This window comes from Mesorhizobium sp. 128a (assembly GCF_053848025.1).
In genome coordinates, this window is sequence record NZ_JBSPKY010000001.1 from 419,311 (window position 1) to 432,827 (window position 13,517).

Below are 13,517 nucleotides of genomic sequence, written 5' to 3' on the forward strand. Positions count from 1 at the left end.
ATCGGGATTGTCCTGGCGTGCAGCATTTTCGGTCACTACGCCCGTCTTGAGCACCGCTGGCCTGGCCGCGGATCTGCTGACGAAATGAGGTAAATCCATGAAGATCGTCGTCGAAAACACAGTCTGCCTGAACACCGGGGATGCGGCGATTCTGCTGGCGATCCGCCACATTCTCAAGACGATCGTGCCGGGAAACGTGCGGTTCGCCGTGTTCGACAGCCAGCCCGAGGTGGCGGAAAGACTCTATCCGAAGAAGGATTATCCGGACCTCGAATTTCACAAGCTGCTGTCGGAATCGCTGTTCCGATACAAGAACGGCAGCGGGCTGAAGGACCGGTTCAAGCCGATCTACAATCGGCTCGTTCTCCAGGCCCTGCGCTGGTTTGGCAGCAGCGCGCTTGGCACCTTTTTCAGCCAGGGTGACCGGCGGGGTCTCGATATCTACGCCGACGCGGACATGGTGGTCACCACGGGGGGAACCTATCTCGTCGAGAACTACAATCTCGAGCGACGCCTCAATCAGTTCCGGCTCGACGCCATATTTGGCAAGGATCCGGTCTTCTTCACGCAATCCCTCGGCCCGTTCAACAAAAGTTACAACCGCCAGGAGCTTGGCCCGATCTTTGACCGCAGCCCGCTCATCCTGTTGCGCGATGAACGGTCGCGGACCCATATCCAGGATCTGGTGAAGGATCTCGGCAAGTGCCACGTGGTGGCCGATGCCGTGTTCGCCCTGGCCGATACCGACAGGATCGGCAAGTCACTCGCTTCCAGCCAGCCGCCGGCGCCGACGGGCCGCGTTGCCATTTCGGTGCGCCACTGGAACTACGTCAGCGATGGTGAGGGCGGCATGCGCCGCTATCTCGATTCGATCCGCGAGATCGCCACAATTCTTGTCAGGGACCTTGGCAAGGAGGTGACCTTCGTCTCCACGTGTCAGGGCGTGCCGGAATATGCCCATAACGATTCCAAGACCGCGCGGGCGATCGTCGCCGAGCTCGATCCGGAGATCGCCAAGCGTGTGACCGTAGACGCTTCGTTCCACACGCCGGATCAGTTGATGGCGCTGGTGAAGGGCTTCGACTTCGTCGTCGCGACGCGCATGCACATGATGATCATGTCGCTTTGCGTCGGCACGCCTGTGCTGCCAATCGCCTATGAGTTCAAGACCAAGGAAGTTGCCAAGCGAATCGGTGTCGACGATGTGCTGCTCGACATCGACACCGTGACGCCCGAAGAGGCGCGCGAAAAGCTCGGCCGGTTTGCGGGAAATCTCGACCGCTATCGCAAGACAAGCCTTCAGGCCGTGCTTGAAGAACACGCTTCGGCAATGTCGGCCACAAACTTGCTGGCGCCGCTGATCGGCGGCCGCTCAGCGGATGTTGCGAGCGGCGTTGGACAGGGTGGTGAACAAAGCGCGTCGCGACTGCGGGACGGCAAGCATGAAAACAAGGCCGATGCCGTAGTTGAGGGCAAGCGCCAAAAAGACCGCGAGCAGGTCTGACTGGCCCGTTAAGGACGCCGGCAACCACAGGTACAAGAACCAGGCAAGCAGGGACGAGGCGATGAAAAGCCCCTGCATAAGCAGGAAGTCGGCGGCGGTGACCGGACCGACGCGATGGACCAGTACCGCGAGCACGGGAACGCGCAGCACGTAACCGCTGATGGCATAGGCCGCGGCAACGCCGACGGCGCCCCAGTGCAGGCCGACGATGAAGGCGGCGACGGTCGTCAGCGACGAATAGATGCCCCAGTGGAACATGGTCTTCGTCTTGCCCTGACAGATGAATATCCATCCCGTCGTGCTTGAAACGGACTGGACCAGGCTGGCGATGCCCAGCCAGGCAAAGATCGGTGCGACCGGCGCCCAGCCCGGGCCGAAGAGAAGTCCGACGATCTGATTGGAGGTCAGCGTCAGCGCCGCGATGCCCGGCATGGTAACGGCCGCCAGCATCCAGTTGGTGCGCACATAGATATCGCGAAAGCGGGCCTTGTCATCGTGGATGCGGCTGAGCAGCGGCACCATCACTCGCGTTAGCGGCTGGTTGATGTTCTGCAGCGGGAACAGCAGGAGCTTGTAGGCACGGTCGTAATAGCCGAGCTCGATCGCACCGGAATATTTTCCGATGAGAATGTTGTCGAGATTGCGCGAGAAGAAGTTGGCGAGGTTGAAGCCGGTCAGGTTGGCGCCGAACGACAATATGTCGGCGTCGACTTTCAGGTCCGGACGCAACGGCGTCCATCGCGCTACCCGCCAGGCGGCGGCCAGGGCGACAATCGCCGAAACCGCCGGGCCGATGACCAGCGACCAGTAGCCCAGCCCCGCATAGGCCGCCATTGCGGCGGCCAGAAGTCCGGCGGCGGCGCTTATCACGTCGTTCAGTGCGAGCTGGCCGAACTGCAGGTGGCGATTCATCAACGCCAGCGGCACCGCGGCCAGACTGCCGAGAAGGAGCGGAAGGGCGGAGCCAAGGGTGATGCCGGACATGCGTTGATCGCCGTAGAACGCGGCGATGGCAGGCGCCAGGCCGGCCACCACCACGGCACTGCCCAGCCCGACGAGCGCGCTGATCCAGAACACCTGGTTGAGCTGCTGGTTGCTGATGTCCTTGCGCTGAACCACAGCCTGCTGCAGGCCCAGATTCTGAAGCAGTCCGACAAAGGCCACGACCGGCCCGACGGAAGCCACCAGACCGAAATCCTCGGGAACGAGCAGACGGGCGAGCACGATGACGGAGAGAAACTGGATCGCCATCTTGAAGCCCTGGGCGCCGATGGTAACCAGCCCGCCGCGCAGGGCGACACGACCGAACTGGGGGGGCGGATTGGCGTTCATGCAAGCGACCTCGTTTCGCCAAGCTGCTTGGCGATCTGTGCGAAACGTTCGTTCAGCACATCTGCGTTGAACTCCGCCTCGATCTTCCTGCGCGCAGCGAGAGCGATCTCTTCACATGGCTTCGGATTCTCTGCGATCCAGGCAAGTTTGCCGGTCAGCGCCGCAACGTCCCGCTCAGGCACGAGAAAACCCGTCTTGTGATCATCGATCAGTTCGGGAATCCCGGAATGATATGTGCTGACCACTGTCAGGCCGGCGGCCATCGCTTCCATCAGCGAAACCGGAATGCCTTCCAAATCGCCATCGCGCGCGCCGACGCTGGGCAGCAGGAACACATGCGCGTCGCGCAGGCGCTGCTTGACTTCGCTGTGCGGCCGAGACCCAAGAAAACGCACCCTGTCGGCGATGCCGAGATTTGCGGCGATCGCCTTCAGCTCCTCAAGAAGTTCTCCGCCGCCGATCACCGAATAGACCCAGTCGCGCCGCGGCAGGCCGGCAAGCGCGCGAAGCGCATATTCGATGCCCTTCTTTTCGGTCAGGCGGCAGACCGAGATGAAAGAGAGCGTGGCCTGCTCCCACGAGCGCCACTGGTAGTCGATCTCATTTGGCCGCACCCCCATATGGTGGACCACAACCTGCTCCGGCAATGCGCCGACCTCGATCAAGGCATTGCGGAAAAAGCCGTTTACCGGCAGTTGAAGAGCGCCCTTTTCGAACACGATTTTGTAGCGCGCCAGTGTTTTGTCATGCAGCGGCTCGCCGACATCGCGACCGTGAAATATCGTCACCAGGGGAGCGGAAATCCTGCCACGCTTGATGGCGCGCGCCACGCGCATGCCGTTGTTGCCGAAATGGGCGACGATGACGTCGGCGCCCTGCAATTTTCGCGCATGAGCAATGTCGATGGCCGTCGAGAGCTTGTCCCAGAACCTGCCGGTCCACTTCCTGAGCAACGGGCGATAGCGACCCAGACCGCCCCACCAGCATACGACCTTTCCAGGCAACGCCTGCCAGCGCGAATCATCGATATTGTTGTCCCTGCCGAAGGACGTCTCGTTGCAGACGACGCCGACTTCCATGCCGCGCTCAAGGCATCCGGCTATCTGGTCGAGAACAAAGGTTTCGGACAATGAGGGAAACTTGTCGACTACGAAGCAAATCTTCATCGGCGGGATGCGCTCGTGCGGGGAGCCGGTGTGCCCTTGACAAAAGCGGGGCCGAAAACAGGGTGCCGGAGGCACAAGACATGCAGCATAGAACTCTACCGCTGTTGGCCCACCCGCAGGGACGTTAGTACAGGTCTTGCTGCACTGCAACATTTTTGGTGCAGCGTAGCAAGATTTCCCTCGACTTGGCGTGTCTGCCGATCGAACGCAGAGGAGCAGTGTCAGCCGGCAGATGAAGGATCCGCCAAGCCCTCGGAAACCCCGACATGCCTGGCAGTTTCACGCGCAGGGCTCGATGTGGCCAGTTGGGTAACGATCTGCGCAAAACGTTCGTTCAGAACATCTGCGTTGAAGTCCTCCTCGACCTTGCGGCGTGCGGCAAGCGCGATACGCTCGCATTCGGCCGGGTGCTCAGCGGCCCAGGCAAGCTTGCCGGCAAGCGCTGAAATGTCTCGCTCGGGCGCAAGCAACCCTGTCTCAAGATTCTCGATCAGCTCGGGGATGCCCGAATGATACGTGCTCACCGCAATCAACCCGGCGGCCATGGCTTCCATGAGCGCGACCGGGATGCCTTCCATGTCGCCGTCGCTGGCGGTGATACTTGGCAGCAGGAAGAGATGCGCCTTGCGAAGCCGCTGTTTCACTTCCGCGTGAGGGAGACTGCCGAGGAATGTTACGCGCCCGCTCAAGCCCAGTTCCAGCGCCAGCTTCTCCAGATCCATCCGCAGCGGGCCATCCCCGATAATGTCGTAGCGCCAGTCTATCTGCGGATGTGAGTCCTTCAGGGAGGCCAGGGCGCGCAAGGCGAACTCGACGCCTTTCTTTTCCACCAGCCGGCAAACCGTCGTCACGACCAGTTGGGTGCCTTCCCACGATTCCCAGCGATAACCGATTTCGCGGGTGTCAATTCCCATATGGTGGACCGTCGTGCTCGCCTGGGACAGGCCGGCTTCCAGCAGCATCGTGCGGAAGTAATCGTTGACCGTCAGGTTCAAGGTCCCGTGCTTGATCAGCCCGGCATATTGTCTCGCAAGCACAGCCTGGCGCGCCGGGATCGCAACATCAGCGCCGTGAAAGATGGTTATCACCGGTGGCTTGAGAACCTTCCATTTCTTCAGCGCGGCTGCTCTCTCGCCGTTCTGTCCAAAGTGAGCGACAATCACGTCACAGCGGTTCAGGCGCCGGGCAAAGACGGTGTCGAGAACGGTTGAGGCCTTGTATCGCAGGCGCGGCGACAGCCGCCGTACAAGTTCGCTGAGTCCACCCGCCCATCGCCACCAATGTCGGGTTCTGGCGAGCAGCGTCGCCATTGGCTCCGTTTGCCGGTCGATTCGGTGGTCACCTTTGGTCCGGTCGCATACGACCTCCACGTCGAAGCCCCGCGCCAGCAGCCCGGCCATCTGGTCCACGACGAAAGTTTCCGAAAGGAGGGGGAATTCGCCGACGACAAAGCCCACGCGCATGAACCGCCCATAAGGTTGGGGCTTGCCCGGACCCCCAAGCGGCCCACCTTGCACAAGCCCTAATGTAGACAGGCAGAATACACGATGATTGCTGCAGTGCCACAAAATATTGCACTGCAGCAATAAAAATTGATCCGGATGGGCAGCCGGCTCACGGGAACTTTGCGCAACTGCCGTCGCCCGGCGCCGCAGCGTGTCAGCTGAATTCCAACGCGACGCGGTTAGGCTGCGCGCTCCAGGCCGATACGCCTTGCGCTGTCGAGAACGCCCATGAACGTCGCGAACTGGCTGTCGGGGTTCATTTGCGGGCGCTCCGAAAACTGGCGTGCTGCTGCGGACAGCCGCTTGTACTCGGCCTCGTCGTTCCACAGCCGTCTGACCGCTGCAACCCAGTCGGCGAGCGGCGCGTCGTAGTCCAGCACCACGCCGCCGGAGCCGATCGCTTCCGGCAGGCCGCCACGCCGCGAGCCGACAACCGGAATGCCGCTGCAATGCGCTTCCGAGGCCACCCTGCCCCAGGCCTCTTCCCATTTGCTGGGCGCAAGCAGGATTTTCGTGCGGCCGTAGACCGTCTTCATGTCGCTGGTGCGGCCTTCCAGCTTGACGTTTTGGAGGGGAGAGATTGTTGCTTCAATCCGGGCCCGATGATCGTCGTCGAGCTTCCAGCTTTCGACGAACAGGAACGGGATCTCGGGACAGGCCGCGGCAATGCGCACCGCAAGATCGAACCCTTTTTCCTCGTAGGGATTGATGAGGGTGATAAATTCACCCGTCGTCGGTGTGCTGTAGAACGCGGGATTGATGGTCGGCGGGATAACCGTCGAATCGATATCGAATTTTGCCTTGTAGGCGCGCGCGGTGAACTCGGAATTGGCGATATACACCGCCGAATGGAGTTCACGCAGATCGCCGGCCAATTCGTCGAATTCGACATTCCTCAGATAGACGGCCAGCGGCACACCAAGCGTCTGCAGTTCTCTGCCGATCGGCACCGAATTGTGGCACTGCACGACCGCGACGTCCGGCCTCAACTTTTCGACGGCGAAGCCGGCCGCTTCCCAGGGAAACCACGCCCGCACCACTGGATAGCCCGGGAAATTGTCGATGACCGCGCGCTGACGAAGGAGCTTCATCTTGGCGCGCGCCATGAAGCCGAACATGCCGTCGCCGAACAGCGCTGCCAGAACGGATGCCTCGTGACCGTTCTCGCGCAATTGCTCGACCAGGTGGTGAGTGCTCGACTGGACGCCACCGCTGAATTGCGGCGTGTAGCCGGTGCCGCCTGCAAACAGAACTTTCATGAACCTGGCTCCTCGTTGTGGCCCTGCCCTATGCCGCCATCCTGCCGATCGAGAAATACTCAATGCCGTGGCGGGCAATGACCTTGGGATCGTAGAGGTTGCGGCCGTCGAAGATGACCGGCGTGGTCAGCGCATCCTTCACCGCGTCGAAGGACGGGGCGCGGAAACTCTTCCACTCGGTGGCGATCAGCAACGCGTCGGCGCCGCGCAGTGCTGCCTCCTTGGTGCCGCACAGAAGCAGATCGTCGCGCAGGCCGTAGATGGCCTGGCATTCCTGCATCGCTTCGGGGTCATAAGCCTGCACATTGGCGCCGGCCTTCCACAGCGCTTCCATCAGGACACGCGCCGGCGCCTCGCGCATGTCGTCAGTGTTGGGCTTGAAGGCAAGGCCCCAGAGCGCGAAGGTCTTGCCCTTGAGATTGCCCTTGAAATAGCGGTGCACCTTGTCGAACAGCACCGACTTCTGCTCGTTGTTGCGCTCCTCGACGGCGCGCAGCAGCTTGGCGTCGAACTTGACGCCTTCGGCGGTCTTGATCAAAGCGCGCACGTCCTTGGGGAAGCACGAGCCGCCATAGCCGAGGCCGGGATAGATGAAGTGGTAGCCGATGCGCGGATCCGAGCCGATGCCCTTGCGCACCTCCTCGATGTCGGCGCCGAGCTGCTCGGCCAGATTGGCCATCTCGTTCATGAAGGAGATCTTGGTCGCCAGCATGCAATTGGCGGCGTACTTCGTGAATTCGGCGCTGCGCACGTCCATCACGATCATCTTCTCGTGGTTGCGGTTGAACGGCGCGTAGAGCTCGCGCATCACCGCCTCGGTGCCCTCGCTGTTGGTGCCGACAATGATGCGGTCGGGCTTCATGCAGTCGGCAACGGCGGAGCCTTCCTTGAGGAATTCCGGATTGGAGGCGACGTCGAAAGCCAGATCCTGGCGGCCGCGCGCCTTCAGCGTCTCTGCGATCTTGGCCTTGACCTTTTCGCAGGTGCCGACCGGCACGGTCGACTTGCCGACGACGATCTTGGGCCTGTCCATCTCGCGGCCGATGGTCTCGGCTACCGCCAGTACATATTTGAGGTCGGCCGAGCCGTCCTCTCCGGGCGGCGTGCCGACCGCGATCATCTGGATCTCGCCATGCTTGACGGCCGCGGCGGCATCGGTGGTGAACTTGATGCGGCCGGCCGCATGGTTCTCCTTGACCAGGGCCTCCAGTCCCGGCTCGAAAATCGGCACGAAGCCCTGGTTGAGCCGTTCGACTTTCTTTTCGTCGACATCAACGCACACCACCTGGTGCCCGACTTCCGCCAGCACCGCGGCCTGCACGAGACCGACATAGCCAATTCCAAAGACCGTCAAATTCATTCGGGTTAATTCCTGTTCATGCCCTTTGGCCTGATATTGTCGGGCCGGTTCAGATCTACTTTATGCTGCTTACACTACATGCCAGCGATTCCGGAAACTGGCACGGCTGGCCGAGCGCGGTGAAGGCGACGCGTTGCACCTGCATCGACACCTGACGGCCGGGATCCGAAAACGCGCCCATCCAGTTCGTCAGTGTGTCGCTGCCCCAGAGGCTGAAGAATATCTTCTGCGAATGGGTCGGCAATTGCTCGGGATTGGTCACTTCCTGGACCAGCTTGCCGTTGACGTACCAGCGCAGCCGGTCCTTTTCCCAGATGAAGGCATAGTCGTTGAAGCCCTTGTCGGTACCGCCTTCGACTTCGGCCAGCTTCTCGTTCTTGGGCTTGCCGGCGATGTAGCTGTTGACCTGCACCTTGGAGGTGTCCTTGGTCAGGACCTCGAAGTCGATCTCATACCAGGGTTGTTTGTCGGCGGGGCCGATATAGGTGAAGAAAGCGGCGTTGAGGCCGGAACCGGTGTCGGTCTTCATCCGCGCCTCATAGGTTCCGTAGCCAAAGCGCTGCTTGGTCTGGATCTCGGCGCAGGCGAACTCGCGATCCTTCAATTTGCGCTTTTCGAAGCCGAGCGTCAGCATGTTGTCGGAAAGTTTGACCAGGCTTTTCGACCAGGTGCAGTTCTGATGCTTGCCGTTCGACCAGCCGTCGGAGACATACCAGCGCGAGCGATCGAAACTCTTGAAATCGTCGACGAAGGACGGTGCGCTTTGTATCTCCGGGGAGGCATCCTGGGCGCGGGAGGGCTGCGCAGCGCCGAAGAGCGCTGCGGCTGCCGCCAGCAGAAGCGCACCGACGGATAGAAGACGCACTTGCCGATTTGGCTGCGCCGAAATCATGGCACCGACCGCCACGATGGGGGTCGTCTTCGGATCTGCGTTCATATCAATTCACCTTTGTGCTGTTCCGCCCCAACCCAAAGTCACCGATTGGCCCGCATCATTAACGGGCTGGTCTCGATCCTCCGTCCCCTCGAACTTTCTCGTTTGTGCCTCGTATGACCGGCCCGTGCCGAAGCCGTCAGGCCCGGCTTGCGGATTTGATGAATTCGCCCTGCGAATCGGGACCCTGGCCATTTTCGTCGACGATCGCGTCGAGTGAATGACGCAGGTCCTTCATCCGGCTGGTCTGGCGCGCCAATTCGGCTATGCGCTGTTCGCAGTTCAGAATCGATTTCGTCAATTCGCCGACCTCAGACCGCTTGCTTGCCGACGTTGAACCGTTCTCCATCGACTCGACTAGGAAGGCCGCGTTGGTGGACTCCGACCGATAGCGATTCTCCAGCCCGGTTTTCTCGGCCGAGATCTCGGCCGTGATCTGATCCAGCAGCTTTGCCAGACGGTCGAAACGCGCCATATCGGTCTGCTTGTCCCGGGCCGGTTCCCTGGACCTGAAGCCGAAAATTGAAGCCATCCGGTTGGCCTTCCAAAATTGCTGCACCGCAACATACAGTGCCATCGTCGGGGCGCGTAGGCAACCTCCGAGTTTCAGAAAGGCAATTTTTCCACCTTCCGTGCCCGTTGCCGCCGACTGAACAGGCCTACTTGTCCAGGGACGTGCTGGTTCCCGCCATCAAATACCGCAAGGGCGGCACTGGCTGCTGTCTCGGTGATAAACCGACGTGACGAAACAACGCATCGAGCTTGTCCGCGGCAACGCCGCGAACGATGGGAATGAGGTTTGACTGGCTGGCCAGCGCATAGGCGGCGGCCGACGCCATGCCGCGCTCGGCCTTCACGTCGAGGAAATTGCGCAGCCGGTATTTGTCGCGCACATGCTGCTCGTGCTTGCGCAGCACGGCCTTCGAGCCTTCAGGCAGGCTGTCGATCTTGAGAAGCGCCAGGTCGGCATCGGCCAAGCGCTTCAGATCCTGCGTCTTGTGACGGCCGCTCAGCGAATCGGCGCGCACGATGGCGCCATAGCCGCACGACCGGATGACCTTGAATCGCGCGCCAAGCGCAAAGGCGCGGGCGTAGAGCTCATAGTCTTCGCCGAGCCGCAGGTTTTCGTCGTAACGCAGCCCATGCCTGTCGAGGAAAGCCCTTGATATGACCGGCTTGAGAAAGCCGAGTTCGCCGCGCTGCACGCGCCGCCTGGAGATATTGCCTTCGATGAACCGCTCGAAGTCGAGGAACTCCGGCTCGGCCGAAAAGGACGGGGCGACTATCTTCGAGACATCGGTCGCCGTATCGTCGCGGATCAGCATGATGTTGTCGGCGGCGAAATCCCAGTCGGTGCTGGCAAACAGCTGGCGAAACCGGCCCTCGAGGAAGAAATCATCGGCGTCGAGAATACTGATGAACGGCGATTTCGAGCCGGCAATGGCGGCATTGCGCGCACAGGACGGTCCGCGATTGACGTCGAGGCGGATGACCGACAGCCGGCCGGTGCCATCGTCGGCAGCAGTGGCGACTTTTGCGGTTTCGTCGGTGGAGGCATCGTCGACGACGACGACTTCCGCCACCTCCGGCTCGCGCAGCGCCGAGGCGATGGCTGCGGGAATGGTCCGGGCCGCGTTGCGGGCCGCAATGATCACGCAGACCCGGGATTCTGATACGGACATCGGGACGCCTTTCAATTCCATGGATGGTTGCCGACTTTGCCCTGCCCCTTGTCCCCCGCAGGGAACCCCAACCCATCCTCCCATGATCCGTCGCCACCCAACCGGGACAGAATCGTCGCTGCCTGCTGCCGTCCTGCGATAGCCATCATCACCGGCCTTCCGGCCGTTCGAAAATCCGCCGGCTGAGGTCGGCGGATGCGGCCCAGCCGGCCTCGCTCAGGTACCGGACCGGTTCGCGTCCGCACAGCTCCCATAAAACGGTGCGTCGCTGTGGCCATCTGAGCGACGACAGCCACGGCGCGATGACCATGTGGAACAGGTCTTCATTGCCGATGCGTGACAGGATCCGCGTCGCCCGATCCGACAGCAGCGTGCCGGAGCCGCCAAGCAGCACGTCGGCGGCGCGCAGGCCCAGGAGCAACGTGTCGGCCAGCCCCTGGTCGGCCGCGTGGTCGAGTACAGTCTGCTGCTCGGCCTCGCTCAAGCGGCTGGCGGCGGCTCTGATGTCGCAGACATAGCCCGCGCAGGGCTCGCGGTTGAACAGCGCCTTAGCGACGCTGATGCAGGACAACAGCAAGGTGTCGGAAGCCGAGATGAAAGGCACGCTGGAGCCGGCGATCGCAAGCGCGCGCTTGCGGCGCAGGAAGCCGTCCGTGTCGCGTGGGCTCGGCGACCCCGGCTGCTGCAGCCGGTAATGGAGATCGACGGTGGACGGTTTCTGGCCCTGACTGCGAACCATGTGCTGTTCGCCCAAAAACCGCACCCACCAGACGGAGCGGGACTTGCCGGCGACCTCGTAGCCGATCGAGCGCAGCGCATCGCGGGCTTTGAAGAAGCCGGCCGGCGATACCAATATGTCGACATCGCCGGACGGCTTCATGAAGTGGTCGCCGTAGAGCAGTTGCTGCTGGAACGGTCCCTTCAGAAAGACGAAATCGATCCTGCTGTCGCGCAGCGCCTTGTCGATGGCCATCGAATCCATGATGCCGGACGAGTTCATCGCAATCGTGCGCCGGCGATAGGTGTCGAGCCACTCGAGCAGCCCAGGCGGGGTCTCGCCCACGGGTGGGCGAGACAAGGCTTTCAAGACAAAGGTCGCGACTTTGTTCAGCCTGGCGATATCGCAAACATCGGCAACGGAGATGGCCGGTGCAGGCGCAGTGCTGGCGCTCGCTTCCGCGTTGAAGAACAGCCGCAGGCACGCCTGCACATAGGCCACTTCGTCGGCACAGCCGGCGGCGCGCAACCTTTCGAAGGTCCCTTCCTGCAAGGCCATATGCTGCAGCATCTCCGCAAAAAATTTTGTGAGGCGAGTTATATTGCAAGTGCGAAGCAAAGCATCGCCAAAATCATCTGCCGCGTCCAGTTTTTCCTTCAGTGCCAATTTCCCTGCAACCTGAGCGTTTGGCGACACAACTGCGCAAGCGGACGTGATCGTCGGCCGTATCCGGCCATGCTGCGGCACACCCCGCAACAATTTTGTCCGAATTCGGCCGAGCCCAAAAGACAGGCATCTTGGGCGAAAATTTTAATGCAATTAAATCAGATGCTTAATTAAGCGTCACGGATAGGTTGTTGAATCTACCCGGGATGCGCGGCTAGAATGCGGATGCAAGCGTTTTGATCACCCTTGGCGGCAGCCGCAACCGAGAATTGATTAACGGCGGGTAAATCAGGCTTGACTCATAAATGCTGCCATGCAGCTATTGCGGTGCAGCAATAGATCGCTGCCGGCAATCGACAGGCCGCTTCCAGTCCATAAGTGGAGAGTAAAATGGAACAGAATGTTGAAAAGCATGAGTACGAAACCCCAAGCCTGACGGTCCACGGCTCGATCGAGACCATCACGCAAGGCGGTAGCGGCACCACGGCACTCGACGCCTCGTTTCCGGCACATACGCCGATCGGCGAACTCACCTTCTCCTGAGACTCTTCTCGTTGGGGTGACAAAGTCCGGACTCTGAAACAGAGCGCATTAAGGGGAGTCGGGGCTCAGGTCCCGGCTCTCGCGTCTTGTCCGGAATTGCCGAAGCGTTGTTGTTGTAAGCATTGTGTCGTGTGAGCGAGGTTTAGGATGGACTGGAACCCCTCGGATCATGATCTGGTGAGCGCCAGCAAGGATGCCGTGGCCTGCGAATTCGGCAACGGCCTGGCGCTGCTCGATATGCGATCCAACATCTATTACAGCCTGAACAGCGTCGGGGCCTTTATCTGGGAGCTGATCCAGGAGCCGAAGCCGATAGCGGAAATCCGCAGCGCCGTGCTCGAGCGCTACAATGTCGAGCCCGAACGCTGCAAAGCCGATGTCGACGGATTGTTGAAAGGTCTGGCGGATGCCGGGCTTGCGAGGCTCCATAATGAGGAACTTGTCTAGGGTTCTCTCGCTGAGCGGGCCGGAGATGTCCTTTCTCGCCCACTGCCTCGCGGTGGTCATCGCGGTGCGGTTGGGGCTGACGCTGTTTTCCTACAACCGGGTGCGTCGCGTGGTGACGCGGCTCGACGCGAGCGAGCCGGCCGGCCTCGGCGATCTCAGGCGCGTCGCCTGGGGCGTTGCCGCCGCGGCGCGGCTGGTGCCGGGCGCAAGCTGCCTCACCCAGGCGCTTTCCGGCCAGTACCTGCTTGCCCGCCAGGGCAACGCTTCGAAGATCCGTATCGGCATCGAGCGCGATACCGGAGCTGAATTGAAGGCGCATGCCTGGCTGGTCAGCGGCGATCACATCGTGCTTGGCGGCTCGCTTGGCAGGTTTACCCATCTCGTCGACCACGGCCAATGAC

At 61.4% G+C, this 13,517-nt stretch carries 12 protein-coding genes and 1 pseudogene; 4 read left to right on the plus strand and 9 right to left on the minus strand.

What is annotated here, in order from left to right:
- Positions 1-97 precede the first annotated feature (97 nt).
- Positions 98-1,147 (plus strand): annotated as a pseudogene (locus ACWTU9_RS01925) (polysaccharide pyruvyl transferase family protein); the annotation flags it as partial.
- A 225-nt stretch (positions 1,148-1,372) separates the two neighbouring features.
- Here ACWTU9_RS01925 and ACWTU9_RS01930 read toward each other — a convergent pair.
- The 9 genes from ACWTU9_RS01930 to ACWTU9_RS01970 all read right to left on the minus strand — a co-directional run bounded on the left by ACWTU9_RS01930 (position 1,373) and on the right by ACWTU9_RS01970 (position 12,018).
- Positions 1,373-2,836: a lipopolysaccharide biosynthesis protein gene (locus ACWTU9_RS01930; RefSeq protein WP_455856842.1), complete on the minus strand. Its 1,464-nt coding sequence runs from the start codon at positions 2,834-2,836 to the stop codon at positions 1,373-1,375.
- Positions 2,833-4,002 carry a glycosyltransferase gene (locus tag ACWTU9_RS01935; RefSeq protein ID WP_455856843.1) on the minus strand — a complete coding sequence of 390 codons (1,170 nt, stop codon included), beginning with the start codon at positions 4,000-4,002 and terminating at the stop codon, positions 2,833-2,835. Before ACWTU9_RS01935 ends, ACWTU9_RS01930 begins: the two co-directional genes overlap by 4 nt.
- A gap of 221 nt (positions 4,003-4,223) precedes the next feature.
- Entirely contained in the window at positions 4,224-5,465 is a 1,242-nt protein-coding gene (locus tag ACWTU9_RS01940; RefSeq protein WP_455856844.1) for a glycosyltransferase, read from the minus strand.
- A 221-nt stretch (positions 5,466-5,686) separates the two neighbouring features.
- On the minus strand, positions 5,687-6,766 hold the full coding sequence (locus ACWTU9_RS01945; protein ID WP_455856845.1) for a glycosyltransferase: 1,080 nt from the start codon (positions 6,764-6,766) through the stop codon (positions 5,687-5,689).
- Positions 6,767-6,794: 28 nt separating this feature from the next.
- Complete coding sequence (locus ACWTU9_RS01950) at positions 6,795-8,126, minus strand: UDP-glucose dehydrogenase family protein (RefSeq protein ID WP_455856846.1); 1,332 nt, start codon at positions 8,124-8,126, stop codon at positions 6,795-6,797.
- A gap of 55 nt (positions 8,127-8,181) precedes the next feature.
- A complete protein-coding gene (gene exoK, locus ACWTU9_RS01955; protein WP_455856847.1) occupies positions 8,182-9,063 on the minus strand; it encodes an endo-1,3-1,4-beta-glycanase ExoK in 882 nt (293 codons plus the stop codon).
- A gap of 136 nt (positions 9,064-9,199) precedes the next feature.
- Entirely contained in the window at positions 9,200-9,592 is a 393-nt protein-coding gene (locus ACWTU9_RS01960) for a hypothetical protein (RefSeq protein WP_455856848.1), read from the minus strand.
- A gap of 127 nt (positions 9,593-9,719) precedes the next feature.
- A complete protein-coding gene (locus ACWTU9_RS01965; protein ID WP_455856849.1) occupies positions 9,720-10,742 on the minus strand; it encodes a glycosyltransferase family 2 protein in 1,023 nt (340 codons plus the stop codon).
- Positions 10,743-10,890: 148 nt separating this feature from the next.
- Positions 10,891-12,018 (minus strand): nucleotidyltransferase family protein, encoded by a 1,128-nt coding sequence (locus ACWTU9_RS01970; RefSeq protein ID WP_455856850.1) that lies wholly within the window; start codon positions 12,016-12,018, stop codon positions 10,891-10,893.
- A 498-nt stretch (positions 12,019-12,516) separates the two neighbouring features.
- On the opposite strand from ACWTU9_RS01970, the gene ACWTU9_RS01975 reads away from it, so the two are divergent.
- The 3 genes from ACWTU9_RS01975 (at position 12,517) to ACWTU9_RS01985 (ending at position 13,516) form a co-directional block, all read left to right on the plus strand.
- Positions 12,517-12,669: a lasso RiPP family leader peptide-containing protein gene (locus tag ACWTU9_RS01975; protein WP_454587615.1), complete on the plus strand. Its 153-nt coding sequence runs from the start codon at positions 12,517-12,519 to the stop codon at positions 12,667-12,669.
- 177 nt (positions 12,670-12,846) lie between these two features.
- Positions 12,847-13,116 (plus strand): PqqD family protein, encoded by a 270-nt coding sequence (locus ACWTU9_RS01980; RefSeq protein WP_455856851.1) that lies wholly within the window; start codon positions 12,847-12,849, stop codon positions 13,114-13,116.
- Between the two features lie 25 nt (positions 13,117-13,141).
- Positions 13,142-13,516 (plus strand): lasso peptide biosynthesis B2 protein, encoded by a 375-nt coding sequence (locus tag ACWTU9_RS01985; RefSeq protein WP_455856852.1) that lies wholly within the window; start codon positions 13,142-13,144, stop codon positions 13,514-13,516.
- Position 13,517 lies beyond the last annotated feature (1 nt).

What these genes read in the sequence shown, in the direction of transcription:
- ACWTU9_RS01975 (WP_454587615.1), top strand. Translation starts at nt 12,517, where the DNA reads ATGGAACAGAATGTTGAAAAGCATGAGTACGAAACCCCAAGCCTGACG.
- ACWTU9_RS01960 (WP_455856848.1), bottom strand. Translation starts at nt 9,592, where the DNA reads ATGGCTTCAATTTTCGGCTTCAGGTCCAGGGAACCGGCCCGGGACAAG.
- ACWTU9_RS01945 (WP_455856845.1), bottom strand. Translation starts at nt 6,766, where the DNA reads ATGAAAGTTCTGTTTGCAGGCGGCACCGGCTACACGCCGCAATTCAGC.
- ACWTU9_RS01935 (WP_455856843.1), bottom strand. Translation starts at nt 4,002, where the DNA reads ATGAAGATTTGCTTCGTAGTCGACAAGTTTCCCTCATTGTCCGAAACC.
- ACWTU9_RS01965 (WP_455856849.1), bottom strand. Translation starts at nt 10,742, where the DNA reads ATGTCCGTATCAGAATCCCGGGTCTGCGTGATCATTGCGGCCCGCAAC.
- exoK (WP_455856847.1), bottom strand. Translation starts at nt 9,063, where the DNA reads ATGAACGCAGATCCGAAGACGACCCCCATCGTGGCGGTCGGTGCCATG.
- ACWTU9_RS01940 (WP_455856844.1), bottom strand. Translation starts at nt 5,465, where the DNA reads ATGCGCGTGGGCTTTGTCGTCGGCGAATTCCCCCTCCTTTCGGAAACT.
- ACWTU9_RS01970 (WP_455856850.1), bottom strand. Translation starts at nt 12,018, where the DNA reads ATGGCCTTGCAGGAAGGGACCTTCGAAAGGTTGCGCGCCGCCGGCTGT.
- ACWTU9_RS01950 (WP_455856846.1), bottom strand. Translation starts at nt 8,126, where the DNA reads ATGAATTTGACGGTCTTTGGAATTGGCTATGTCGGTCTCGTGCAGGCC.
- ACWTU9_RS01930 (WP_455856842.1), bottom strand. Translation starts at nt 2,836, where the DNA reads ATGAACGCCAATCCGCCCCCCCAGTTCGGTCGTGTCGCCCTGCGCGGC.
- ACWTU9_RS01985 (WP_455856852.1), top strand. Translation starts at nt 13,142, where the DNA reads ATGTCCTTTCTCGCCCACTGCCTCGCGGTGGTCATCGCGGTGCGGTTG.